20 protein-coding genes and 1 tRNA gene are annotated in these 23,628 nt (G+C 32.7%); 11 read left to right on the forward strand and 10 right to left on the reverse strand.

Features of this window, described 5'->3' with window-relative positions:
- Nucleotides 1–4 precede the first annotated feature (4 nt).
- A complete protein-coding gene (locus ACTIEI_RS02345; RefSeq protein ID WP_439504670.1) occupies nt 5–535 on the reverse strand; it encodes a ribosome maturation factor in 531 nt (176 codons plus the stop codon).
- A gap of 102 nt (nt 536–637) precedes the next feature.
- Between ACTIEI_RS02345 and ACTIEI_RS02350 the strand changes: the two genes are divergently transcribed.
- A complete protein-coding gene (locus tag ACTIEI_RS02350) occupies nt 638–877 on the forward strand; it encodes a hypothetical protein (RefSeq protein ID WP_439504671.1) in 240 nt (79 codons plus the stop codon).
- Nucleotides 878–885: 8 nt separating this feature from the next.
- Here the strand turns inward: ACTIEI_RS02350 and ACTIEI_RS02355 are convergent, their stop codons facing one another.
- Together ACTIEI_RS02355 and ACTIEI_RS02360 are read right to left on the reverse strand one after the other, a co-directional pair.
- Nucleotides 886–1,503, reverse strand: a complete 618-nt coding sequence (locus ACTIEI_RS02355; RefSeq protein WP_439504672.1) for an HAD family hydrolase — start codon at nt 1,501–1,503, stop codon at nt 886–888.
- A gap of 4 nt (nt 1,504–1,507) precedes the next feature.
- Nucleotides 1,508–1,936 (reverse strand): hypothetical protein, encoded by a 429-nt coding sequence (locus ACTIEI_RS02360; protein ID WP_439504673.1) that lies wholly within the window; start codon nt 1,934–1,936, stop codon nt 1,508–1,510.
- 141 nt (nt 1,937–2,077) lie between these two features.
- Between ACTIEI_RS02360 and ACTIEI_RS02365 the strand changes: the two genes are divergently transcribed.
- The 3 genes from ACTIEI_RS02365 (at nt 2,078) to ACTIEI_RS02375 (ending at nt 6,905) form a co-directional block, all read left to right on the forward strand.
- A complete protein-coding gene (locus ACTIEI_RS02365; protein ID WP_439504674.1) occupies nt 2,078–5,401 on the forward strand; it encodes a PAS domain S-box protein in 3,324 nt (1,107 codons plus the stop codon).
- Between the two features lie 5 nt (nt 5,402–5,406).
- Nucleotides 5,407–6,108 carry a response regulator gene (locus ACTIEI_RS02370; RefSeq protein WP_439504675.1) on the forward strand — a complete coding sequence of 234 codons (702 nt, stop codon included), beginning with the start codon at nt 5,407–5,409 and terminating at the stop codon, nt 6,106–6,108.
- A 107-nt stretch (nt 6,109–6,215) separates the two neighbouring features.
- Complete coding sequence (locus tag ACTIEI_RS02375) at nt 6,216–6,905, forward strand: murein L,D-transpeptidase catalytic domain family protein (RefSeq protein ID WP_439504676.1); 690 nt, start codon at nt 6,216–6,218, stop codon at nt 6,903–6,905.
- Here the strand turns inward: ACTIEI_RS02375 and ACTIEI_RS02380 are convergent.
- Nucleotides 6,902–11,386: a PAS domain S-box protein gene (locus ACTIEI_RS02380; protein ID WP_439504677.1), complete on the reverse strand. Its 4,485-nt coding sequence runs from the start codon at nt 11,384–11,386 to the stop codon at nt 6,902–6,904. The genes ACTIEI_RS02375 and ACTIEI_RS02380 overlap by 4 nt on opposite strands.
- A gap of 96 nt (nt 11,387–11,482) precedes the next feature.
- The gene (locus ACTIEI_RS02385; RefSeq protein ID WP_439504678.1) at nt 11,483–12,568 is read right to left on the reverse strand and encodes an ATP-grasp domain-containing protein; all 1,086 of its coding nucleotides are present in this window, start codon (nt 12,566–12,568) and stop codon (nt 11,483–11,485) included.
- 293 nt (nt 12,569–12,861) lie between these two features.
- Here ACTIEI_RS02385 and ACTIEI_RS02390 point away from each other — a divergent pair, with 293 nt between their 5' ends.
- Nucleotides 12,862–14,013 (forward strand): hypothetical protein, encoded by a 1,152-nt coding sequence (locus tag ACTIEI_RS02390; RefSeq protein WP_439504679.1) that lies wholly within the window; start codon nt 12,862–12,864, stop codon nt 14,011–14,013.
- On the forward strand, nt 14,010–15,347 hold the full coding sequence (locus tag ACTIEI_RS02395; RefSeq protein ID WP_439504680.1) for an oligosaccharide flippase family protein: 1,338 nt from the start codon (nt 14,010–14,012) through the stop codon (nt 15,345–15,347). Before ACTIEI_RS02390 ends, ACTIEI_RS02395 begins: the two co-directional genes overlap by 4 nt.
- A gap of 4 nt (nt 15,348–15,351) precedes the next feature.
- Here ACTIEI_RS02395 and ACTIEI_RS02400 read toward each other — a convergent pair whose 3' ends face one another.
- Nucleotides 15,352–16,002: a hypothetical protein gene (locus ACTIEI_RS02400; protein WP_439504681.1), complete on the reverse strand. Its 651-nt coding sequence runs from the start codon at nt 16,000–16,002 to the stop codon at nt 15,352–15,354.
- Nucleotides 16,003–16,201: 199 nt separating this feature from the next.
- On the opposite strand from ACTIEI_RS02400, the gene ACTIEI_RS02405 reads away from it, so the two are divergent.
- The 3 genes from ACTIEI_RS02405 (at nt 16,202) to ACTIEI_RS02415 (ending at nt 18,485) form a co-directional block, all read left to right on the forward strand.
- Nucleotides 16,202–17,206: an IS30 family transposase gene (locus ACTIEI_RS02405; RefSeq protein ID WP_439504682.1), complete on the forward strand. Its 1,005-nt coding sequence runs from the start codon at nt 16,202–16,204 to the stop codon at nt 17,204–17,206.
- A 35-nt stretch (nt 17,207–17,241) separates the two neighbouring features.
- Nucleotides 17,242–17,679 carry a hypothetical protein gene (locus ACTIEI_RS02410; protein ID WP_439504683.1) on the forward strand — a complete coding sequence of 146 codons (438 nt, stop codon included), beginning with the start codon at nt 17,242–17,244 and terminating at the stop codon, nt 17,677–17,679.
- Between the two features lie 275 nt (nt 17,680–17,954).
- Nucleotides 17,955–18,485 carry a DUF7738 domain-containing protein gene (locus tag ACTIEI_RS02415; RefSeq protein ID WP_439504684.1) on the forward strand — a complete coding sequence of 177 codons (531 nt, stop codon included), beginning with the start codon at nt 17,955–17,957 and terminating at the stop codon, nt 18,483–18,485.
- 168 nt (nt 18,486–18,653) lie between these two features.
- Here ACTIEI_RS02415 and ACTIEI_RS02420 read toward each other — a convergent pair.
- Both ACTIEI_RS02420 and ACTIEI_RS02425 read right to left on the reverse strand, forming a co-directional pair.
- A tRNA-Ile gene (locus tag ACTIEI_RS02420) sits at nt 18,654–18,727 on the reverse strand.
- A gap of 99 nt (nt 18,728–18,826) precedes the next feature.
- Nucleotides 18,827–19,384 (reverse strand): hypothetical protein, encoded by a 558-nt coding sequence (locus ACTIEI_RS02425; protein ID WP_439504685.1) that lies wholly within the window; start codon nt 19,382–19,384, stop codon nt 18,827–18,829.
- Between the two features lie 101 nt (nt 19,385–19,485).
- Between ACTIEI_RS02425 and ACTIEI_RS02430 the strand changes: the two genes are divergently transcribed.
- Entirely contained in the window at nt 19,486–20,613 is a 1,128-nt protein-coding gene (locus ACTIEI_RS02430; protein WP_439504686.1) for a lactonase family protein, read from the forward strand.
- Here ACTIEI_RS02430 and ACTIEI_RS02435 read toward each other — a convergent pair.
- Together ACTIEI_RS02435 and ACTIEI_RS02440 are read right to left on the reverse strand one after the other, a co-directional pair.
- Complete coding sequence (locus ACTIEI_RS02435) at nt 20,610–21,896, reverse strand: DEAD/DEAH box helicase (protein WP_439504687.1); 1,287 nt, start codon at nt 21,894–21,896, stop codon at nt 20,610–20,612. The two genes, ACTIEI_RS02430 and ACTIEI_RS02435, sit on opposite strands and share 4 nt — an antisense overlap.
- Before the next feature lie 27 nt (nt 21,897–21,923).
- Entirely contained in the window at nt 21,924–22,715 is a 792-nt protein-coding gene (locus ACTIEI_RS02440; protein ID WP_439504688.1) for a response regulator, read from the reverse strand.
- 178 nt (nt 22,716–22,893) lie between these two features.
- Here ACTIEI_RS02440 and ACTIEI_RS02445 point away from each other — a divergent pair, with 178 nt between their 5' ends.
- Nucleotides 22,894–23,628, forward strand: coding sequence for an outer membrane beta-barrel protein (locus tag ACTIEI_RS02445; protein ID WP_439504689.1), 735 nt, complete (start codon nt 22,894–22,896; stop codon nt 23,626–23,628).

The following is a 23,628-nucleotide window of genomic DNA, read 5'->3' on the forward strand; positions in this document are numbered from 1 at the left end:
TCTGCTAAAATTTAATTTGTACAGTTGTTGATTTAATATTTGAAAAAGGGATAAGTACTTGCTCTGTAACTGCTTTTTTGCCTTTACCGCTGGTACATTGTATCATAATATCGGCTTCTGCTACTGTTTCAAGTATTCCTTCTTTTGTTGTATCGTCGGTGAAAACCACTTGAATGGTCCTACCAATATTTTTTTGGTATTGTCTAATTAGTTTAAGCGGCTCATCTATACCTGGTGAAGAAACTTCTAAAGAAAATTCTCCTTCAGGATAAATTCCAGCCTCCTCTATCATTTTATAGAGTTTACGGTTAAAATAAACGCATTTCTCAATAGGTAAGCCACTATCCCCATCCAAAAACACTTTGATATTATTGGTAGGTTTAATTTTTACAGAAACCAAAAAATACATTGGCTCTTCTGCCAACATGGTCTGCAAAAATTGCTCGACTAGGTTAATATTGTTGTCTGTTGCCATGGTAAAAAAGGAGAAGGGAACGATAGTCGTTCCCTTCTGTTGATTCTTAGCTTGATGCAAATATACGATAATAAGACCCTATAATCCAAATTTTTACCGTTCTTCCGATTTCGGCGTGTTTTAACAGCCCTATAATAGGTTAATTCCTACTTTTATGCTCTTATGTTTAAAGTATTACTTTGGGCCTTAGCCATTTACCTATTGTACCGATTCATTTTTGGACTCGTTATACCTGTTTCCAGAACAGCCAGTCAAATCAAGCAAAAAATGTCTGAAATGCAACAGCAACAGGCTTTTCAGCAACAGCAATATGCTCGTCAACAAGAACAGCCGCAGCAAAAACAAACCGCAGCAACTACTGTGAAAAAGGACGATTATTTAGATTTTGAAGAAGTTAAATAAGTTGGCTCTTAGAGCGCTAAATCTAAAACAGTAAATGGATGTTTTAGATGAACAGTTTGCAAACCCAATGATTCAGCCGCTTCTACATTCTTGATGGTATCATCTATAAATAAGGTTTCGCTAGCTTGAAGGCCTTGCTCGTCTAAAATTGCCTGAAAAGATTCAGGATAAGGCTTTCGAAGCCCTAAAAACTGCGAATAATAGGCTTTTTCAAAATAAGCATCGAAATTTTTCCCTTCAAATTGAGTGGCAAAATCTTGTATGAAATAATCGTGATGAATTTGATTAGTATTTGAAAAAAGAAAAATGCGATACTTTTTCGAAATCTTTTCGAGCCAATCAATCCTTTCTTTAGGAAAGTCTAACAATAAAGCATTCCAAGCTGATTTTATTTGCTCGTTAGATAGGTTGGTTTTTGATTCTTGTCTAAACAAGTCATAGAATTCAGCTTCGCCAATTTTACCGGTTTCTAACAATTCAAATAATGGATTAGAAAAATGTTGGGTAAACATTTCATTAAAATGAGGTACACCTAATTGAATAAATGCTTGGTTGGTAAGCTGGAAATCAATATTTAAAAAAACACCTCCTAAATCAAATATGATGTTCTTGATTGGCTCTTTCATTCAACTAATTTATGAGTTTCATACCAAAATGCCCAAGTGCGGTAAACAAAGCACAACGTGTCACTACTCCTGCGCAGCACCAAATGATTAATTTTTGAATAGAAACATTTAAACCTGTTCCAACACCAATACTAACAGGTGCTCCCACGGTAAGTGTTCCAAAAAAACCTAAGCCAATTACTCCGTATTTCTCCCAGATTTTAAAAATCAGGGCGTTTTTGTTTTCCTTTTTAGGTTTCGGTTTTCTAAATCTGCTGAGATACTGTTGAATATGTTTGCCTAAAAAAGCTGCAATAAATACACCAGCTAAGCCACCTACAACTGTTGTAAAAAAAATCATCCAAGCAGAAATGCCAAAAGCAAATCCAGCAGGAATTGCAGCGTAAATTTCAAATGTGGCAAGGCCGGCAACTGTCAATATTTTATAAAGCATAATAGATTTTCAAAGATACAGTCTTTCAATTGCCAATAGTTAATTACAAATAATAGTCAATGTTGTTTTAAACAAGATTAACAAATCAATAGTAAAGGGATATTTATTAACTTCATCCATTAGCAAGTAAACATACTATTTATGGATGTAAGGGCTTATATTAATGAAACATTAATAAATAAAATAAATATTGGCATCGTTTACTTTGATGCTTCTGGAAAACCAATTTATTCCAATCAAGCTGCTGATAGAATTTTTGGACTTACCATTGAAAAATTTAGATATATAGGCTCACCCGATCATGGCTTTGAATTAATTGACTACGATGGTAATCTAATACCGACTGATAAAAATCCAATTGAAATTGTAAAAAACACAAAAAAACCAGTAAATGATATTATTGCTGGAGTTCACAATAAAAAAACGCGTCATACAACTTGGATTTTATTTGAAGCAGAACCAGAATTTGCGGCGGATGGGATAACCTTAGAAAGAATTTTATCTACCATTACTAATATTAGTTCTCAAATTTCAATTGAAAAAAAATTGCGTTTTCAAAATAAGCTACAAAGCTTAATGATGAAGACTGCCAAAACTTATTTAGGCGATTTACATGATGATCCCACTAAGGCTATTCATGAATCATTGGAAGAAATTGGAAGGTTTACGGAATCTGATCGAGTATATATTTTTGAATATGATTTTGAGCATCAATTCATGAGTAATACCTATGAATGGTGTAATGAAGGAATTGTTGCACATATTAATGACTTACAACTTATCCCTTTTGAAATTGCAGGTGAATGGGTTGAGCAACATGCTAAAGGTTTATCGGTTCATATACCAGATGTAAGCTCATTACCTGACAACACTGTTCTTAAAAACGGTTTAGAGGCGCAAAGTATCCAGAGTTGTTTAACCGTTCCCATCATGCAGGGAAATAAGTGTTTAGGTTTTGTTGGCTTAGACGCTGTTAAAAAGAAGCATTTTTTCACCAGTCAAGAACAAAATTTATTAGCTGTATTTGCAGAAACATTGGTGAATATGCAAGTAAGGCAATCCTACAATAAACAGATTAAAGAAAGCGAAAGAAAGTACCGAGAGATTACAGAAAATATTGCCGACCTGATCTGGACAACAGATATCAACTTTAATCTAAATTATTGCAGCCCATCCATTGAAAAAATTTTTGGTTATGAGCCTGAAGAATTTATTTCTGGTTCACTGAATGATAAATATTCTGAAGAGACAATAGAAAAATATATAAAGATTATTCGTGAGTTTAAGTCAAAACTGAAAGAAGGAACTTTATCTACTCAAGATATTTGGCAATTAGAGGGACAGGCAATTAAAAAAAATGGGCAAGCATTTTGGTTCAATTCTTTAATTAAACCCAGCTGGAATTCAGAAAATATTATCACTGGTGTTCTAGGCATTACTAGAGATATTACTAATGAAAAAAAGGCTTTAATTGAATTAGAAGAAAGCGAAGAAAGACTACAAAAAATTGTAAGTAGTGAAACTAATTTTGTTTTACGAACTGATCTTTTAGGTAGGCATACTTATTGGAATAAAACATTTGAAAGAGAATTTGGCTGGATGTATACGGATGAAGGAATTGCAAAAGGGGATTCTTTAAAATCTATTTGTACATATCATCACCAAAGAACAAAAGAAGTGGTGATGGCTTGTATGCTAAATCCTGGATCTGTTCACCAAGTTGAATTAGACAAACCTGCTAAAAATGGTGGAATAAAAACAACGCTTTGGGATTTTGTTTGTTTAACAGATTCAAATGGGAACCCCACTGAAATGCAGTGCATGGGCATTGACATTACAGAAAAAAGATTAGCTGAAGAACAAGTAAGGAAGTTGTCTAGAGCGGTGGAACAGATCCCCCTAACCGTTGTTATTACTAATTTAGAAGGTAATATAGAATATGCCAATCCATATAGCTTGCAAACTACCGGATATACGCAAGAAGAGTTATTGGGAAAAAATCCCAAAGTTTTAAAGTCTGGAGAAACTAGTTTAGAAGAGTATCAACATTTATGGGGGAATATTACTCAGGGTAAGGAGTGGAAAGGCGTTTTTCATAATAGAAAAAAAGACGGAACACTTTATTGGGAACAAGCGACCATTGGACCTATATTAAATGAAGCTGGAGAAATTACACATTATATTGCAATTAAAGAAGACATAACTGAACGCAAAAGAATTCAAGACGAATTAAAAGACTTGAATATGCATTTAGAAGAAAAAATTAAAGAACGGACAATTGATATTGAAAATGCAAATCTTTCTTTAATTAATGCTAACCAAGAAGCACAAAAAGCCAATCAAGCCAAAATTGATTTCTTATCTAAAATGAGTCATGAGTTAAGGACACCCATGAATTCCATTCTTGGATTTGGACAATTATTGCAAATGAGTGAATTAACTCCAGTTCAAGAAAAAGGAGTACAACATATATTAGATAGCGGAAAGCATTTATTGAACTTAATCAATGAAGTATTAGACATATCAAGAATTGAGTCTGGCAGAATAAGCATATCAGTTGAGCCAATTGAAGTATATGATGTAATTAGAGAAATAACTGATAGTTTACAATTTTCGGCAAATCAAAAAGGAATTAATTTAATCTGTGAATTAAACAATACTGTTCCAACTTATGTAAGGGCTGATAGACAAAGGCTAAAGCAGGTACTAATTAATTTGATTAACAACGCCATTAAATACAATAATGAAGGTGGTGAAGTAAATATCAGTGTAGAGATCAAACCTTTTATAGAAAACGGGTACACCCCAATTAGAATAGCAGTCGCTGATAATGGGTGGGGTATTGATGAAAAGGATTTAGAAAGAATTTTTATTCCATTTGAACGTATTGGTGCTGAAAAAAGCAATGTAGAAGGTACTGGCTTAGGGCTAGCAGTTGTAAAGCAATTGATTGACTTAATGGGTGGTACGGTTGGAGTTAAAAGTATTCCCGGGGAAGGAAGTACTTTTTGGATTGAACTTCATCAATGCGAAAATCAATTGGATTTAATTCAAAAGGAAGCTTCACTTAGTCGACATGCTGGTATACATAATCAAAGTGGTACTGTCCTATATATAGAGGACAATATGCCTAATATTGAACTAGTACAAGAAATTATAGAGACCAAGAGAAAGGGAATCAATTTAATTATTCATATGCATGGTAATGGCGCTTTTGAAAAAGTAATTGAAACCAAGCCTAGTTTAATTCTGCTCGATCTTAACTTACCCGACAAACACGGGAAAGATATTTTGATAGAATTAAAAGCAAATGAAACAACAAAGCATATTCCTGTAATAGTTATCAGTGCTGATGCAATGCCGAACCAAATTAGTAATTTAAAAGCAATTGGTGCTAGAAGCTATTTAACAAAACCCATTGAAATAAAATCATTTTTAGAAGCTATTGATGAAGTCATAAAATAACTATTATGAGAGAAGATTTAAAAGACGCCAAAATACTTATTGTAGATGATACTTTAGCCAATATTGAAGTATTAGAGAACTTACTGATGATGAAGGGTTATAGCAATGTGAAATCGATTAGTGATTCTACTCAGGCCCTTAATACCATTAGAGAATTTAAACCAGCATTGATTCTATTAGACTTGATGATGCCGCAAGTTTCTGGCTTTGATATCATGGAGGCCTTAAAAAAGGAAAGTGCCGATTTTTCTCTAATGCGAATACTAGTATTAACCGCAGATATCACTCCCGAATCTAAAAAGAAAGCTTTATCAGGTGGTGCTAGTGATTTTTTAACCAAGCCTTTTGATTTAACAGAAGTAGATCTTAGAATTCGAAATTTATTATATACCGTTTTTCTGATGTCGCAATTAACTAATCAAAACGCCATTCTTGAGGAAAAAGTTAAAGAAAGAACTATTGAATTAGAAAAAAATATTGCAGCAATTGAATTACAAAATAAGGCATTAAGAGAAATTTCTTGGATACAATCGCATGTAGTAAGAGCCCCATTGGCTAGAATGATGGGCGCTATTTCTCTATTAGAAATAAAGGATGATGCTGGAGTTACCCAAGAAGAAATAATGGATATAGTAGTGACTTCTGCTAATGAAATAGATAAAACAGTTCGGGAAATTTCTGCCAAAAGTGCTCAAGCCAATATATAAATAGTCATTTTAACAGTTTAAGGGGGCTGTTTAAGCCATAACTGGTTAATTTTGCAACTCGGCATTTTTTATGCTGATTAATATAACAAATAGTACCCCCCCCCACTATGAAAAAAGCATTTCTTATTCTTTTAATTGTAATAAGTTCTTCTTCACAAGCATTTAATAAAAAAACAACAAGCCCAATTACTAGCTTGATTCTAAAAGTTTCTTTATTATCAGAAAAATGTAGCATCAATAAATTAGCTGTTCAATATGCAATTGAGGTTTATGAAAAATTAAAAACAAGTGGCCAATTAATTAACCAACGTTATTTAACTATTGCAGATTTCAGTAAACCAAGTTCAGAAAAAAGATTATTTATCATTGATATGGAAAAAATGGAACCAGTGTTACAAACATTGGTTGCCCATGGTCGTAATTCAGGTACTTTATTTGCAAAGACTTTTTCTAACAAAAACGAATCTTATCAAAGCAGTTTAGGCTTTTATATTACTGGAGAAATTTATCGCGGTAAACATGGAATGTCTTTGCAATTATCAGGAATAGAATCTGGCATTAACGATAACGCAAAGCAAAGAGCAATTGTAATGCATGGAGCAGATTACGTAAATGAGCAATTAATAAAAAAACAAGGATATATTGGTCGTAGTTTAGGTTGTCCTGCTGTTCCACAAAATCAAGTAAAGGAAATTATACATACTATCAAGGGTGCTTCATTATTATACATTTATGCACCAGATAATCGTTATACAAAAAAGTCTAAACTAATCAATATGCCTTCTTTGCTTGGCTAAATAGTCGTGTATTTATCTATCACTTGTAAGAATTGCGTAACATCAAAAGGTTTGGTTAAGTACTGTTTTACTCCTGCTGCTAATAAACTGTCGATTTGAGCAGGCATTGCATCTGCACTAACAACAACTACTGGAATATTTTTTATTTCATTTTCTGATTTTAGTAACTCATTAACTGCTGATCCGTGTATATCGGGTAAGTTTAAATCTAAAAGAATCAAATTGGGTCTATGCTTTTTAGCCAAATCAATTGTTTGCTTACCATACACCGAAGTGACTAACTTTATATTGGGTCTCATGGCTAATAAAATCTGAGTCACCAAATCAATATTAGAACTATTATCCTCTATGTATAGAACTAAGGCCTGATTACTTATAGATTCTACATTATCCGATTTGAGCACTTCATCTACATTAAGTGTTTCAAGTACAGATTGGGTTTTGGGTAATTCAATCCAAAATAAACTCCCTTCTGCTTGTTTACTTTCAACACCACAAGTTCCTCCCATTAATGCGGTGTACTGCTTTACTACTGAAAGGCCTAGACCAGTACCTTCCACTGCGGAATTTTCAGCACCTAATCTCTCAAATGGAGTAAATAATTTAGTAATTTTAGTAGGATCGATTCCTGGACCATTATCGGCTACCCCAACTCTAATAAAAGCTTCATCATCACAATAAAATTCATTTGCAGATAATTTAACCCAACCTTTTTTACCATTGTATTTTATACCATTATTGATCAGGTTGATTAAAACTTGTTTAATTCTTTGTTTGTCTGCTTTGATAAAGATTTCGTTGTCAGTTTCTAGTTCATTAATTAATTCTACGCCGTATACTGCTGCAGTAGGCGCTAAAGTTTCAATAACATCTTTAAATACATTATTCAATTTAACTGACTCAACTGAAATAGAAATTTTACCTGCTTCAATTCTAGAAATCTCTAAAACCTCATTAATTAGATTTAATAGATGTGTACCACTGTTTAATATATGGTGTACAGATTTTTCTTGTTTTTTATCTAAGTTGCCCAGTTCTAATAATTGAGCAAAACCTAAAATTGCATTCATCGGAGTTCTTAACTCGTGACTCATCCTAGACAGGAATTCACTCTTGGCATGATTGGCAGACTCAGCTTCAATCTTTGCTTTAGTTAATTGCTCATTGCTATTTTGAAGTTCTAATGTACGTTCTGCAATTTTTTTCTCGAGATTAATATTTAACTGCTTTATCTCATGTTCAATTTTAATACGCTCAGTAATGTCTTCTTTAATTGCAATAAAATTAGTAACCGTACCTGCTTGATTGATTATAGGTGTAATAGTAGTAGACTCCCAATATAGTGATTCATTTTTCCGTCGATTATTTAAAACACCACGCCAAACTTTACCATTGGTTATAGTCTTCCATAATTCTTCATACACTTTTGGATTAGTAAATCCAGATTTTAGTATTCTTGGATTCTGACCAATCAATTCTTCATATAAATAACCAGTTACCGTAAGTGTAAATGGATTTACATATTCAATGTTTCCATCAATATCAGTAATAAAAATACTAATGGGGCTTTGTTCTACAGCACTTTGCAACTTTTTAATAAGTATTTCTGCTTCTCTTTGAGCTGTTACATCTCTCCAAGTAGTAAAGAGTAACTTTTCGCCATTAGCGTCTACTAAGGAAACTTTAATATCTACAATTACAGGTTTCCCATTTTCTTTTAAGTGGGTCCACTCAAATTGAATACTTCCTTTGGTAATGGCGCTTCCTATTACTTCTTTTGCAAATTCGTCTGAAAGCCTGCCATTTGGCTGATATTCTGGTGATATATCAGTAGGCGTTTTACCTATTATATAGTCTCTTGTTCCACCTAAGATTAATTCGCTAGACTTATTACAATCAATAAATACGCCATCTTTAAGAATTAAAAATCCATCAGGAGATTCTGCAAAAAGGGTTCGGTATTTTAATTCACTTAAGCGTACTTTTTCTTCTGCTATTTTTTGTTCAGTAATATTAGTGGCGTTCACTAAAACAGCATATACTATTCCTTTAGAATCTCTAACAGGTTGAATACTGCTTCTAAACCAAATAGCCTGCCCATTAATTAATCTAGTAGATTCCTTAACAATCCCCTTTTTACTAAAAAAAACTTGTTCAATATCAGCCATATTCTGACTAGCACCTTCAGGTGTAGCTAAATCATTGATGGTGAAATCTTGATCTAAAAATTCAGCGGGCGTTTTACCAAATGTCTTTGCAGCAATTTCATTTACATATAAAAACTTTCCATCAACATCTAACATAATAATAGCTGCATCAGAACTTTCAACTAGACTTTGATAAATTTCTTTGCTCTCTAACAGAGCAGCTTCTGCTAGTTTATTTTCAGTAATATCTAAATTAGTTCCTCGCGAACCTAGAAATTCACCATTTTCTTTGATTATTGGTTGGCATACATGTTCAATTATTCTAGTCTCCCCGTTTTTATTAATTATTCTAAATGTAATTTTCTCAGAATGCCGGTCTTTAGTTACTTGAGTTCTATGTTGAACATAAGTATTATAATCGTCAGGATGAATTAATTTTTGTAAAATATGTTCATCATTAATCAATTCCTCTGCAGAATAACCAGTTACTCTTTCACAAGAAGGAGAGTGATAAATAAAGTTCCCATCAGGTGCTTCCCAAAATTCCCAATTGTATGTATTATTAGCAATTATTTTAAACTTTTCTTCCGAAGCAATAATAGCTCGTTTTGTTTGTTTTACTAATTTATACTTTTCTATAATTCCTATGATGGTGCTCATCATAGCCAATTCCTCTTTTAGAAATTGCAACTCATTCGGGATGAATATTTCAATAAATCCTTTTAAACTGTTGGTAACATGAATATCAAAACGCTGACTCTTATTAGTAGTCTTATAATTAGTTGAATAATAATTATTTTGGTCAAAATTAATTTGAACACTCGTTTTATCAACATCTTGAAAACCTGCAACAATGAAGTTAGTAATTTGACTAAAATATGCTTCTGGGCTTAGATCCTCATTTTGACTTAAGGTAGAAATGGCATGAACACATTTTTGTTCTTTTAAACGTTCTCCTAATTCATATTTTGAACGCTCTAGTTCTTCGTTGGCTTTATTCCGAATAGATTCATCTCGCGTGGTTGCAATATACCCTTTCAAAATGCCCTCTTCAGTATAATGAGGTTTTATTTCTGTTCTAAACCAAGCTTGTGATCGATCTTTTTTAAATGAATTACCCTCTACATTCCAAGTTGTATTAGGCGTTATTAACTGATTAATTCTAAATTCATTAATTTCAGTTAAAAGGGATTCAATTTTTTGTATAGTTTCTGCTGGATAGATCTGCTTAAAGTCAAGTAAAAGATATTCATCTGCAGTGTATCCAAAAATTTTTTCTATAGAAGTACTACAAAAAGTAATGTTGAAATCTAAGTCCATGGTCCAAACCATGTCAGACATATTTTCTGTTATTTCTCTGTACTTTGTTTCACTTTCTCTTAATTTAGATTCATTGAATAATTTATTTTTAATGTTTACTAATAGTTCCGCAAAAATGGCTAAAAGATCTTGCTCTAAACTAGAAAAGTAATGAGGTTCGGTAACAGATTCTAAACCTATTACTCCAATACATTCTTGGCCATTCATTAATGGAAGGGCTAATAAACTAATGACTTCACCCGCATCTAGTAAAGCTTTAATAGCAGTGTTAGGTTCTAATTGCTTTGAATTCGGGATATTAATTACCTCGCCTTTTTTTAAAATATCAATCCATGGAGTGAAATGTTCAAGTGGTATTATTGAAAGCACTTCTTTCTTTGATTCAATCCCTTCGGCACACCATTCATATTCATAATTAGCAATTCCTTTTTCAAAATCATAATTAAAGATTACCAATCGATCTGCTTTTGCAAATTCGCCTAATTCTTTAATTGCTTGATTTATTTCATCGTTAAGATTTTCTAGAGGAATATTGATGAACCGTTGGGATATAGTGGATATTAGATGCAATAATTTATTTCGCTGTCTTAGCTTGTTTTCAAGCTCAATTTGATCAGAAATATCTGTAAAAGAAATGAATACCCGATATGGCTTAGTTTCATTATTCTTAAATTCAGGAACTGCACTTACCAAAATCCAAATATATTTTTTTTTGACTGCATGCATAACACCCATCACTACATTAAAAACAGGTTGACCTGTTTGCAATGCAATAAATCCAGGAAATTCTTCATTTGGAAATTTAGTTTGATTTGGTTTGATGGCAATCCAACTTGAGTTTAACATATCTACCCCTTTCATCTGCTCAATAGAAGATCCTAAAAGGTTTTCTGCAGCTGGATTTGCATCGGTTATTTTTCCATCTTGATCTAAGTAAATAACTCCCTGAGCAACGTTTTCAAAAAGCAACATAAAGTCTTGCTCTAAATCACTCTTAAAATTAATATCACTCATCCTTTTCCTTTTGATTAAAGTTAGGATATATTCTAACGAAGTTTATTGTATAAATTCGTCATTTGATGAAAATGGAAATACTAGTAGCATCATTTTCTAGAATAGAGCACTTGCCATTTGCATAAATCGGGCAATTGGATCTAATAAATAACTTTTGTACTTAGTATCACTGAATTTTAATTTTCCAAAAGTCAATAATGAGTGTATATATTCTTTAAATGAAACCTGTATGGCAGATTTAAGCTTAGGTATTTCAAATTTTTCTCCCAGGGATAGCTTGAGTAAAACCAAAGGGAAATTTACCCCAGCTTTTACAAAAGAAGGAAGTACTGAAGCCCAAAAACGTCCATTAATTTCTAATATATAAACCTCTTTAGTTGTCGCATTTCTTCTCATATCAATACAGGCAACTCCGTTCCATTCTAAGGCCTTCATCATACTTGAAACAATGGAAATGACTGCTTTGTCTTGGTGATAGCAGAGCGTATCGTTACTACTAAAGTTTGATCCAGTTTTTACCGGAGATTCCTGTATAGTGTAACAAATAATTTCGCCGTTCTTACAGATTACATTACAAGTGACGTCATTACCTATTATAAATGGTTGCAAGAGAAAATTAGAAAGATTATCTCGATTTGCTTCTATAATGTTATTAAGCGATTGTTGATCATATACTTTCTGAATCATTCTTCCACTAGCCATTCTTACTGGCTTCAATAACAATGGAAAGCCAACTTGATTAATTAAACGCTCTTGCTCTTCTAGATTATTTAACGTTGCAAATGGAGGGCAAGGAATATTTCTTTCAGTTAAAAATTTAGCCAGATTTAATTTATGAATCCCAATATCAAAGAATTCAGTTTCTGTTGCTAATACAGATGGAGCATATTTAGCTAGTTCGTTTTGATGAATCTTAACTTCCCTAATTTCCAACTCATCATAGGGCATAATAAAATCAATATTATACTGCTTTACTATTGAAATTATTTTGTCTTTCAGTGAATCATTTTCCGCATTATAATAAAATGTTTTTTTTATATATCTAGAACACTTGGCTGCATTTTTATGATTATGCGATAATAGATAGAAATAATAGCCTTCTTTCCGAAGACAAGCCAATACCCCTAAAGCTATATTTGAATCATAACCTATGAGTAAAATCGATTTAGATTTTGTATTCATCAACCGAATTTAATTAAATTCAAATCAAAACAATAATATTAGCTAGTAATTGATATCAAATTTTAAGCATTCAAACAAAATTACTCTTGCGGAATTTTATAAGCGATTAATTCTTTCGATTTAGATTTAGCCCGAATTATTAAAACCGATACAACTAATGTTAGTAAAGGGAAAAAATATTAAATTGTAAAGCAATTAGCTACTAAAGATCGCTTGCACAATTAAACCGCAACTTTCTTATGCGTAATAATTACTTTCTGATACCCATTATCCAATAAATATATTAATGCAGCATGAAGAAAGTATTAATTATAAGTCTTGATAATTGGGATAGTTGTGCAGAAGTGCCTTATATATTTAAAAAGGCTGGTTCGGTAGTAGATGTATACTGTAGAAAAGGGGGTTGGCTTCAAGCCAACAGATTTCACGATAAGTGGATAGAAGCACCATTGAATAGTAACTTATTTATTGAAAAATTACTAGTCCTAATTAATACAGAACAGTACAGTTTTATTGTATTAACAGATGAACCGATATTAAAAGGATTAAGTGAAAGAATTGTAGACGAAAAACTTTTTGCAAAAGTTATGCCTCTTTTAAAAATGGAGAATAAAAAGATGCTAAGCTCAAAAATTGGATTCTCCGATTTTTGTATTGAAAAAGATATTGAAACGCCGCGTTACGCCATTTATCATTCAGAAACTGACATAGAGCATATCCTCAAAAATTTAAGATTTCCTATTTTAAATAAAAATGAATTTAGTTGGGGAGGTACAGATATGCGTATTCTTGCTACTCCCTTAGAAGTAAAAGAATTAATAAAGGAGACTGCACCAACACAACCAATCTTATTTCAAGAATTTATTGAGGGAGAAGAGATTAGAATTGATGCTTTTTATTATAAAGGAGAACTCCAAGCCTACTTTTGTGCTAAAGTTTTAAATTATGCAGAAAATAGATTTACTTATAATACGAGAAGAACTTATTACAGCAACCCAGAAATAAAATCGCACTTAATTGATTTAGGAAAAAAAGCAGGAGCAAATGGATTTGCCAATATCAACTACATCTATAATAATAAAGAAAATAGGTATTATTTAATTGAAATGGATTTACGCACAAATTCATGGTTAGCTTATAGTCAATACTTATCAAATAATAATTTTATCACCACAATAAAAAACCTTGTTGAAAATGAAGCATTGGCTAATCCTGATTCAAATTTATTTAAAGAGAATATAGAAATAGGTCTTTTTTACAAAGACTTAAAAAGAGTCTATTGGCAGAATGATCTAAAGGGATTTTTTAGATGGTTGCTAAATATAAAAGGCTATTGGAGATTTTTACCTCTTTATGATCTAAGGTTATCAAAATTAATTTTTAAAAGCCTACTAAATGAATTATTGGTCAGTAGATTAAAGAAAAAATTATCAAAGAGGAAATGATAAGTAAATTAAAGATTATAAAGAATAAGAACTTTTTGGCATTATCAGTGAATATGATAATATCCATTTTTAGTGTAATTATCATGTCTCTTCTATTCCGATCTTTTTCAAAAACAGATGCTGGAACATGGTTTTTTTTTCTAAGCATACAAGGATTAGTTGATGCTTTCAGGACAGGATTTTTAAATACAGCAACAATCAAATTCTACGCAGGGGCAGAAAAAAAAAGAGCGGAAGCTGTTTTAGGTTCAGTATGGCTTATTGCAATAATTATCACACTGATAGTTGTGGTTATCAGTGGAGTATTGTATGCATTTAGTTCTGTAATTAATAATGATCAACTAATAGTGGTTGCCAAATGGCTTGGTATCACCTTCATTAGTTCACTGCCATTTACAGTTCCCATTTGGATTTTGATGGCTGAAGAAAACTATAAAAAAATTCTTTGGCTAAGACTGGTGAACAACTTATCAATGTTATTAATCATTTTGTGCTTGATATATTTAAACAAGATGACGCTAACTAATATGCTTATTTTAAACATTGTAACCAATTGTTTAACAGGAGTTGTTTGCTTATTTTTTAAATCATTTAATTTAAAAACAATCTTTTACTGCAATAAAAAGACATTATTAGAATTATATCATTTTGGAAAATATACTGTATCAACTAGTACAAGTGTTTTATTTTTTAGAATTAGTACCACATTTGTAATCACGTTTTTTTTGGGTCCAACCGCATTAGCAGTTTATAATTTACCAGGAAGACTAATGACCATTATTGAAATACCCTTAGGGAGTTCTTTAGGAACAGGTATGTCTTCTATGGCTACAGCACTCAATAAAAATGATAAAAATCAATTTGTCTACATATTTAAAAAATATGCAGGGCTTCTAACGTTTGCTATTATCCCTATTGTTTTAGGAGTGATTGTTTTTGCAGATTTAGCAGTTTATATTATTGGGGGCGAAAAATATGTTGGCTCTGAAGCAGCCAATATTCTAAGAATCATGGTTTTTTTCTCCCTCTTATTCCCTATCGACCGGTTCAATGGTGTAGCACTAGACATGCTACATTTACCAAAGATTAATTTCCAAAAAGTATTATTAATGTTATGTGTGCATATAACTGGAAGTTTTCTTGGAATATACTTTTTTAAGAGTCTTTATGGTATTGCTTTCTTTGGGCCCTTGACCATTATTTCTGGAGTATTATACGGGTATTATGAATTAAAAAAGAGAATCAGCTACTCACTGAGTGAAATTTTAGTAATTGGGTGGCAAGAATCAAAATATGTTATAGCAAAAGCATATTCCAAAATTTCACTGAGATAATATTTTAGGCTTTCTCAATTATAGTTTCTCTTGCTGTATTTATTACAGACTTTATTGTTGTATCCAAGAAATATAAAAACCAAAAAACAATACCAATAATCTTAAAACTATCTTCAATAAAATAATCTGAAGAATAAAGTACATCCCATAAAACAGACAGACCTAAAAATAGTCCAGCAATAAACAATAATACAAAGTTGGTTCTGAATACAAGTTTGAAAAATTTCAATAAAAAATATAATAATGAGACAATATAAATGATATAGATCACTTTTTCATTTATCCCTCTATGTGCAGATTCATCATGAAGCATAAACACATCATCAACACCTAATACAAATGTAAAAAACGAGAAAAATCTAAAATAGAGAACATACAAATAATCTCCTGCTAAATGTTTTAAAATGATAGCAGTCGCTATGCATAAACTAACTGTACCAAACCAAAAAAATATACCAACTTGTGATACAAATCCAATATACTTGGGTTTCAGTGAAATTGCATTAGGGTCTCTTGTTAAATCTGCATAAGGAATCCCTCTAACTTGGTGAATGAATTCAGTAGCCCCGATAATAAAGGCAATAATTAAAAGCCCTATTAGAATGTAATATTTACCTTTAAGCAAATTTGAAAATACCGAGGATAGAACATTCATTGTATAAGTTTGCATATACAACGAACTTGATAAATGTATATTTTATAAGATCTCTTTGGATTTATAACCAATAGTTGTACGGTTTATTCCGCTAACTATTGGCTGAGTTCAACTGATTAGTGCAATTTTTAAACAAAAGGCAAAAAAGCTTTTGAGGGCTTTTTGCCTTTTGACCAAGTAGTGCGACCTTTTGGTTACTATGACAAAAAATTACACTCAACTTAGTTTGGTACAAAGGTATCAGATTCAGGCGTTTATTAAAGCGGAAAAGAAACAAAAGTGGATAGCGGAGCAACTTGGAGTAAATCCATCTACGATTAGCCGCGAGATCCGTAGGAACACTGCCCAAAGAGGAAGAACAGCGGGTTCTTACATAGCGACCAATGCGCAGCGTAGGACGGAACAAAGACACCAGTTTAAACCCAAGTTGGTGAAGTTTAATCTGGCTATGAAGAAACAAGCTGTTCGATGGTTGTCTAAAAAAAAGTGGAGCCCTGAGTTGATTAGTGTGGAAGGCAAGAAAACAGGCAAATGTCCTATTAGTCATGAATGGTTGTACCAATGGATCTGGCAATCCAAGCATGGCAATAAAGCGGCTGATAAACCATACAAAAGGATTTATCTGCATCTTAAACATGCTAGACGAAGAAAAAAGCGTACTAATCAAAAGGATAACCGTGGTATTATTCCTAACCGAGTTCCGATTGAGAAACGACCTAAAATAGTCAGCAAACGAATTAGGCCAGGTGATATTGAAGTTGATTTTATGATGGGTAAGAACCATAAAGGCGCATTATTAGTGATGACAGATAGAGCTACTTTGCATACTAGTCTTCATAAGCTGAGCAATAGGCGAAGTGAAAGAGTAAGTAAAGCCATTATTAAAAAACTTGAGCAAGCTGATTATCATATGCATACGGTTACTTTTGATAATGACCTGGGCTTTGCCAATCATAGAGAAGTTGCAGAAGCTTTGAATGTTGATACGTATTTCACCAGACCTTATACCAGTCAAGATAAAGGAACGGTTGAAAATAGAATCGGACAGATTAGAAGATTTTTTCCCAAAAAGACTGACCTTAGTATGGTAACAGTTAATCAAATAAAACGTGTTGAACAATTATTAAATGATAGACCAGTTAGAAAATTTAATTACTTAACCCCTAATCAAGTGCTACAACAAAAGATTGCACTTATTACTTGAACTTAGAATTTGCAATGAATAAATATTATATAATAATGAATTCTATAATTAAAAGCAACTTACTTAGTGAAAACGGTTTTGTGTTTTTAAATGAAAAACTTGAAAAAGAAAAGCACTCATCATTAAGCAATTATTACACTGTAAAGTTTTTTAATTTTGAAGCACAGACATACTTCTTTTTATCATTTTATGAATTATATGATAAAAAAGAGATAAATAGTATACATTTTAGTTTGGAAAAAATAAACTACTATGGAAAAGGTTATAACGTGTTGAGAATTGGTGATTTTTGTACAATAAATAATTTAGAGAATAAATGGAACCGTGTAAATAATTTTAATGGAATTACTTTCGAGGAAAAACTCAATAATTTAATTATCGATTTTGAACAATTTGTAAGAAGTACTGATTTAATTCATGTTTTTAGAGGAGAGGTCTGGTACGATCAGTATTGGATTAATCCTAGAGATTAAAAAAAACTAGGCGTGTTTTGATGACCTCCCCAAAAAACATATTTTTATCATCAATACAAATCAGTTCACCAGTAGCTTGATTCTTCGACTATTAACCGGACCGATTATTAGGAGGGCGTCACGTTTTTGAAAACCTGACACTGAACCTGGCAGTAATATGATAGAGATAAATCCTATATTTAAATAAAGAAACTCTCTACAAAATATACCGTACACGTTACTTGACCTCATATAAAAAAATGCGTATTTATTGTTTATTCATATCTATAATATTCATGCAATTGTTAAAAGCACAATTGCCTGTTATTCAATATGACTCTGGTAAAATAGCGATCAATGGTATTGCTGTTTCAAAATCAACACCTAAATCTACATTAGAAGAATTATTAGGAAGTAAAGCTTGGTCTGGGAATTTGGCGCATCTAGGTGATCCTATTACAGGAGATCGTTCAAAACAGCCTTTTAGATTCACCTATATTTTTAAGGATCTAGGCATTAGCTTAGGTTGGTATAATCGACCACCCCATAATTTAGAATGCACATTTGTAATCCAAAAAAGTAAAGTTAATCAAAAAAGAAGAAATGATAAAACAGTCGCTTTTCCTGGTAAGATATTTATTGGTTCTTTATTATTTGATAAAAATTTAAATTTAAAAAACTTTGAAACTGATTCGAATTTTAAAATCATTGCAATCAATATGGGAACGCCAGCATCTCCATTCACATTAATCAGTTATCAAAATACTTTACTCAAATGTTATTTTGATACCGATGGTTACTTACTCAAGTTTGGAACATATTTATAATTTTATTCTTCGCTAACTTTTAAGGAGCCCATCTTACTATTTTCCAATTGCCCCTTTCTGCGTCAGCTCCATTCCTTCTTTTGCTTCAAAAAACACAAAACCTGGCCAGAACTTAGCCGAAAAGAAAAAACCACCTATGAAACAAATCATAAGTGGTTGATTTTCAAGTGGGCCCACCAGGGCATGATCCTGGGACCCCCTGATTATGAGTCAGGTGCTCTAACCAACTGAGCTATAGGCCCGAAGAACATTGCTGTTCTTTAAGGGTTGCAAAAATAATGATTTGAGGTTGATTTTTGCAAGGATTATTTTTCTTTTTAATCAATTAGGCAAATCTGCACTTATTGTCTTCCAAAAACCCATTCTCCTTCCAACGATTTAAAAATTAACCAGCTACCATCTATCGCCATTACGGCCACATCTTCATGTTCAGGTAAAATTTCTTCAAGGTTTAATTGAAGTAAATCAGTCAGGTTTATTTTGATAACTGGGCTCATCCGAACATAAAAGAGGAAAATGAGTTGGCTTTTCAAATTGTTTTCATCAATTATTGCTTTTAAGATTTTTTTCAGATCATACTCTTCCTTAATAATGGTTGAGCTAGCCGGCAAATATCGCAATTGCAGAGTACTCGGATACTTCAAATAAAGCATTTCATGAACCCAATAAAGTTCTCCTTTCAGTATAATGGTATTAGAAAATGAAAAGTTAGACCAAGGTTCTTGCGCTAGCTTATCAATCCAATATTGCCATTGATTTTCTGTTACTACATCTAAGTATTCCAATTCCCATTTGTAACCTGTTCTATTAATTAAATTAGCAATACCTAACCACCATGTTACCAAAAATGAACTTTGCTCATCAACAGCTATTTTATTTAATAGCCGTTGCTTTTTCATTAAAAGCATATGTTTTTCTTGCTCATTCATTTTATTAAAGCTAATTCTATTTTAGCCTAGTTAAATTGAAGAAGTTATATTTATATCCAAGATATGCTTATATGAAAAAAATAATTTCAATTTCATTACTATTCATCTCATTTGGAACTTTTTCATTGGCACAAAAAAGTCAATCAAACTTTAAAATTTTAATTGGCACATATACCAATGCAGGTAACAGCGAAGGAATTTACTATTATCAATTTAATAAGGATGGTTCTGCAAAATCCATTAGCCAACAAAAAGCAGAAGAGCCTTCCTTTCTAATTACTTCAACAAATCAGCAATTTGTTTATTCAGTCAATGAATTAGGAAAAGGAAATGGAGCTGTTTCTGCTTATGCATTTAATAAAACAACAGGTGAATTTAAATTATTGAACAGTGTTTTATCAGGAGGAGACCATCCTTGTCATATTAGTACTGATCGTAAAAATCGTTTTGTTTTTGTTTCTAATTATTCAGGAGGAAATTTAAGCGCCATCGCCATTAATGCAGATGGTAGTTTAAGTAATGAAAAACAAACCATTCAACATACAGGAAGTGGCGCAAATAAAGCAAGACAAGAAAAAGCACATGTACATTCTGCTGTTTTATCTCCGGATGAAAAGTATTTAATCGTGCAAGATTTGGGCACCGATAAAATATCTGTTTATGGAGTTAATTTAAATAACCAAAGAAAGCCACTATCAGAAAATCCAATATCAGTGTTTAACTGCAACCCCGGAGATGGCCCTAGACATATTAGCTTTCATCCCTCCAAACCCTTTGTATATGCTGTTCAGGAATTAACTGGTTCTGTTACCGTATTGGCATTTAACAATGGGGAACTAAAAAAAGTACAACAGATAAATATGTTTGATCAAGTAACTGATAAAAAATCAGGTGCTGCAGATATTCATTTGTCGCCCGATGGTAAATTTTTATATGCTTCCAATAGAGCAGATTATAATGATTTAGCCATTTATACAATTGCTGCTAATGGTTTACTCACTTGGGTTGGATCACAGCCTACGCTAGGATTAGCACCCCGTAATTTTGCGATTGACCCAACGGGAAATTTTTTATTGGCAGCCAATCAAAACAGCAATGAAATTGTTGTTTTTAAAAGAAATAAGACAACAGGATTACTGAAAGACACGGGCAACAGAATAGCTGTGGGAAGACCTGTTTGCATTCAATTTGTGAACTAGGAGTTCGTTTGATTATTAGGCCCTTGATTGCTTGGCTTTGAATTGTTTGGTCTTGGTTTATTAGGTCGTGATGAAGGTCTATTTCCTCCACCTTGATTTGGTCTTCTATTTCCCATAGGCTTTTGAGAGCGTGGTGCATATTCAGGTGCTGCGCCAAATTGTTCTGGAACAATCAGCTTATCTACCTGCTTACCCAATAGTGTTTCAATTTGAGCAAATTTTCTTTGCTCTGCTTCACTAATAAATGTAATGGCAGTTCCAGATGTTGCCGCACGTGCTGTTCTACCAATGCGGTGGATATAATCCTCCCCATCATTGGGCACATCATAGTTAATAACTAATTCAATTTCTTCTATATCAATTCCCCTGCTTAAAATATCTGTTGCAACTAATATCTTCAATTTTCTATTTCTAAAATCTTGCATCACTTGCTCACGCTTGTCTTGCAATAAATCAGAATGAATTTCTTCAACAGAAAATTTAGCTCGCTTTAACTCCGAGCTTAGCTGCTTAACATTTTGTTTTTTTGAACAGAAAATAATGACCCTTGTATAATCACTATTATTCAATACATATTTTATCAGCGGAATTTTTTGTGGTTCATATACCACAAATGCTTGTTGGGTAATTTGCTCTGGAGGTTTTGAAACAGCAATATTAATCTCTGCAGGATTTTGCAAAAGCTTTCTTGCTAGATCTCGCATCTTCGAAGGCATTGTAGCTGAGAATAATAGGTTCTGTCTTTTCTTTGGTAAAAATGAAATGATTTTCATGATATCATCATTGAAGCCCATGTCTAACATTCTATCGGCTTCATCTAATACCAAATATTTTACTTCTTGCATTTTTACATAGCCCATGTTTAAATGAGCGATCATTCTGCCTGGCGTGCAAACCACCATATCTACTCCACTACTCAATGCTTTCTTTTCTGCTGTAAATGAACTCCCATCACCTCCTCCGTAAACCGCAATACAACTGATATCTGTGAAATAACTTAATCCCTCCATTGTTTCAGCTATCTGAATAGCCAATTCTCTGGTAGGAACAATTATTAATGCGTTAATATGATGCGATGAATGTTGTTGGGTTAGCATCATATGTACTATTGGCAATAAAAACGCTGCCGTTTTTCCTGTACCCGTTTGTGCTGATGCAATAATATCCCTCCCTTCTAAAATGGGTTGTATTACTTGTGCCTGAACAGGGGTGGCCGTTTCATAGCCCATGGCATCAATCCCCTCTAACAATCTTTCCTCTAAACCGAGATCTCTAAAATTCAAAATAATATTCAGTTAATGTAATAATGATCAAGAACTAAGTTTGCTTACTTCTTCGTGCAGCAGCTCTTTTGCTAGTTCAAAATATTTTTTGAATAGTTTAAGTGATGGTGCTATAGTTTCTAACTTTTCTTGCTTTTTAGCGTTTACCTCCATGGTATTAGCCAATGTATGCATATCTGGAACACGAACTACCGATAAAGATGATTTTGCATAATGTGCCGACTTATAAAAATTATCCCAATCTTCTGCTGCTAAATCATCTTCCATTTTTTGTATGCTTTCTGGCATACTTTCCAGAAACATATTAATAATGGTAGTCTTATATTCATTATCCCCTTCTGCTAACTCATTTAGCATATCTAGGTCTATCGTTACCGTATGCACCGCATCTGGTTCTTTAACACCAAAATTGGCATCATTTGGCTTAGATGGTACTGGTGCATTAAATATTTCATCCATTGTCTTATATAAAGAGTCCAATCCAAATGGCTTTGCCAGATAAGCATTCATCCCCATACGGGTAAATTTATCGCCTTCGGTTCTACTACTCCATCCTGTCATTGCAACAATCGGAATTGTTTTACTTATTTCTGACCTTATTATTTGAGTAGCTTCAAATCCATCCATTTCAGGCATATTAATATCCATTAATATGAGGTCGTACGGTTGCTGCTTTAGCAATTCAATAGCTTCCAATCCATTACCAGCAATGTCAAAACTGGCACCAGTTACAGAAAGCGAATGGATAATCAATTTCTGATTTACAAAGTCATCCTCTGCTATTAAAATCTTTTTTCCTTTTAAAAAATCAGTGTTCATCAAATGCGATTTTGCATGCTACAAAGCATAAATATAAAATTTATATGCCGTTCTACCCTGAATTTTGTGTAATTCAAGGTTGAAAACCCCTTTATTGACTAATTTTTAACCAATAAGATGGATGCATTTTAACTATTTTTGTGCTCTTGTAAGGGGAATAATCTTGCAATCAACCAAAATGAAACAGATATTTTTAGCAATTACCGTGTTTATAGGGCTTAGCGCATCTGCACAAACTACCGAAACCAAGAAAAAAGATTGGAGTAAAATAGACCTAAGTGGTCGTGCCAAAGACCATTTTATGATTCAATATGGAGCAGACACATGGACCGGTAGACCAGATAGCGTAAGAACAGGTAATGGATTTAGCCGCCATTTCAACTTTTATGTGATGTTCGATAAGCCTTTCAAAACAAATAAAAGAATGAGCCTAGCTTATGGTGCTGGTATTGGTTCAAGTAATATCTTTTTTGATAATGTAAATGCCAATATTAAATCTACTGCGGCTAGAATGCCATTTACCATAGCAGACAGTTTGAATCACTTTGATAAATTTAAAGTAACCAATATTTTCTTGGAAATTCCAGTTGAAATAAGGTATTATACTAACCCAGAGAATCCATCAAAATCTTGGAAGTTTGCAATAGGTGCTAAAATTGGAACCCTGCTTAGAACACATACTAAAGGAAAAAATTTAGTAGACAAGAATGGTCAAACAGTATATGGAAATAGCTTTGTACAAAAAGAAGTATCAAAAAGATATTTTAACAGTACCCCTATAGCAATTACTGGTAGAATTGGTTATGGCATCATAGGTTTACAAGGGAGTTACCAAATTACTTCAGTTTTAAAGGAAGGCGCTGGCCCTTCAATGAACAGATTTACATTAGGTATTTCCATTAGTGGACTATAA

Origin of the sequence: Sediminibacterium sp. (genome assembly GCF_051860225.1) — a bacterium.
GTDB lineage: Bacteria > Bacteroidota > Bacteroidia > Chitinophagales > Chitinophagaceae > Sediminibacterium.

Excerpts from the sequence above, each read along its gene's own strand:
- ACTIEI_RS02405 (WP_439504682.1), top strand. The coding sequence starts at position 16,202 with ATGACAAAAAATTACACTCAACTTAGTTTGGTACAAAGGTATCAGATT.
- ACTIEI_RS02380 (WP_439504677.1), bottom strand. The coding sequence starts at position 11,386 with ATGAGTGATATTAATTTTAAGAGTGATTTAGAGCAAGACTTTATGTTG.
- ACTIEI_RS02395 (WP_439504680.1), top strand. The coding sequence starts at position 14,010 with ATGATAAGTAAATTAAAGATTATAAAGAATAAGAACTTTTTGGCATTA.
- ACTIEI_RS02370 (WP_439504675.1), top strand. The coding sequence starts at position 5,407 with ATGAGAGAAGATTTAAAAGACGCCAAAATACTTATTGTAGATGATACT.
- ACTIEI_RS02375 (WP_439504676.1), top strand. The coding sequence starts at position 6,216 with ATGAAAAAAGCATTTCTTATTCTTTTAATTGTAATAAGTTCTTCTTCA.
- ACTIEI_RS02390 (WP_439504679.1), top strand. The coding sequence starts at position 12,862 with ATGAAGAAAGTATTAATTATAAGTCTTGATAATTGGGATAGTTGTGCA.
- ACTIEI_RS02355 (WP_439504672.1), bottom strand. The coding sequence starts at position 1,503 with ATGAAAGAGCCAATCAAGAACATCATATTTGATTTAGGAGGTGTTTTT.
- ACTIEI_RS02415 (WP_439504684.1), top strand. The coding sequence starts at position 17,955 with ATGCAATTGTTAAAAGCACAATTGCCTGTTATTCAATATGACTCTGGT.
- ACTIEI_RS02425 (WP_439504685.1), bottom strand. The coding sequence starts at position 19,384 with ATGAAAAAGCAACGGCTATTAAATAAAATAGCTGTTGATGAGCAAAGT.
- ACTIEI_RS02365 (WP_439504674.1), top strand. The coding sequence starts at position 2,078 with ATGGATGTAAGGGCTTATATTAATGAAACATTAATAAATAAAATAAAT.
- ACTIEI_RS02385 (WP_439504678.1), bottom strand. The coding sequence starts at position 12,568 with ATGAATACAAAATCTAAATCGATTTTACTCATAGGTTATGATTCAAAT.
- ACTIEI_RS02360 (WP_439504673.1), bottom strand. The coding sequence starts at position 1,936 with ATGCTTTATAAAATATTGACAGTTGCCGGCCTTGCCACATTTGAAATT.
- ACTIEI_RS02410 (WP_439504683.1), top strand. The coding sequence starts at position 17,242 with ATGAATTCTATAATTAAAAGCAACTTACTTAGTGAAAACGGTTTTGTG.
- ACTIEI_RS02440 (WP_439504688.1), bottom strand. The coding sequence starts at position 22,715 with ATGAACACTGATTTTTTAAAAGGAAAAAAGATTTTAATAGCAGAGGAT.
- ACTIEI_RS02445 (WP_439504689.1), top strand. The coding sequence starts at position 22,894 with ATGAAACAGATATTTTTAGCAATTACCGTGTTTATAGGGCTTAGCGCA.
- ACTIEI_RS02350 (WP_439504671.1), top strand. The coding sequence starts at position 638 with ATGTTTAAAGTATTACTTTGGGCCTTAGCCATTTACCTATTGTACCGA.
- ACTIEI_RS02400 (WP_439504681.1), bottom strand. The coding sequence starts at position 16,002 with ATGAATGTTCTATCCTCGGTATTTTCAAATTTGCTTAAAGGTAAATAT.
- ACTIEI_RS02430 (WP_439504686.1), top strand. The coding sequence starts at position 19,486 with ATGAAAAAAATAATTTCAATTTCATTACTATTCATCTCATTTGGAACT.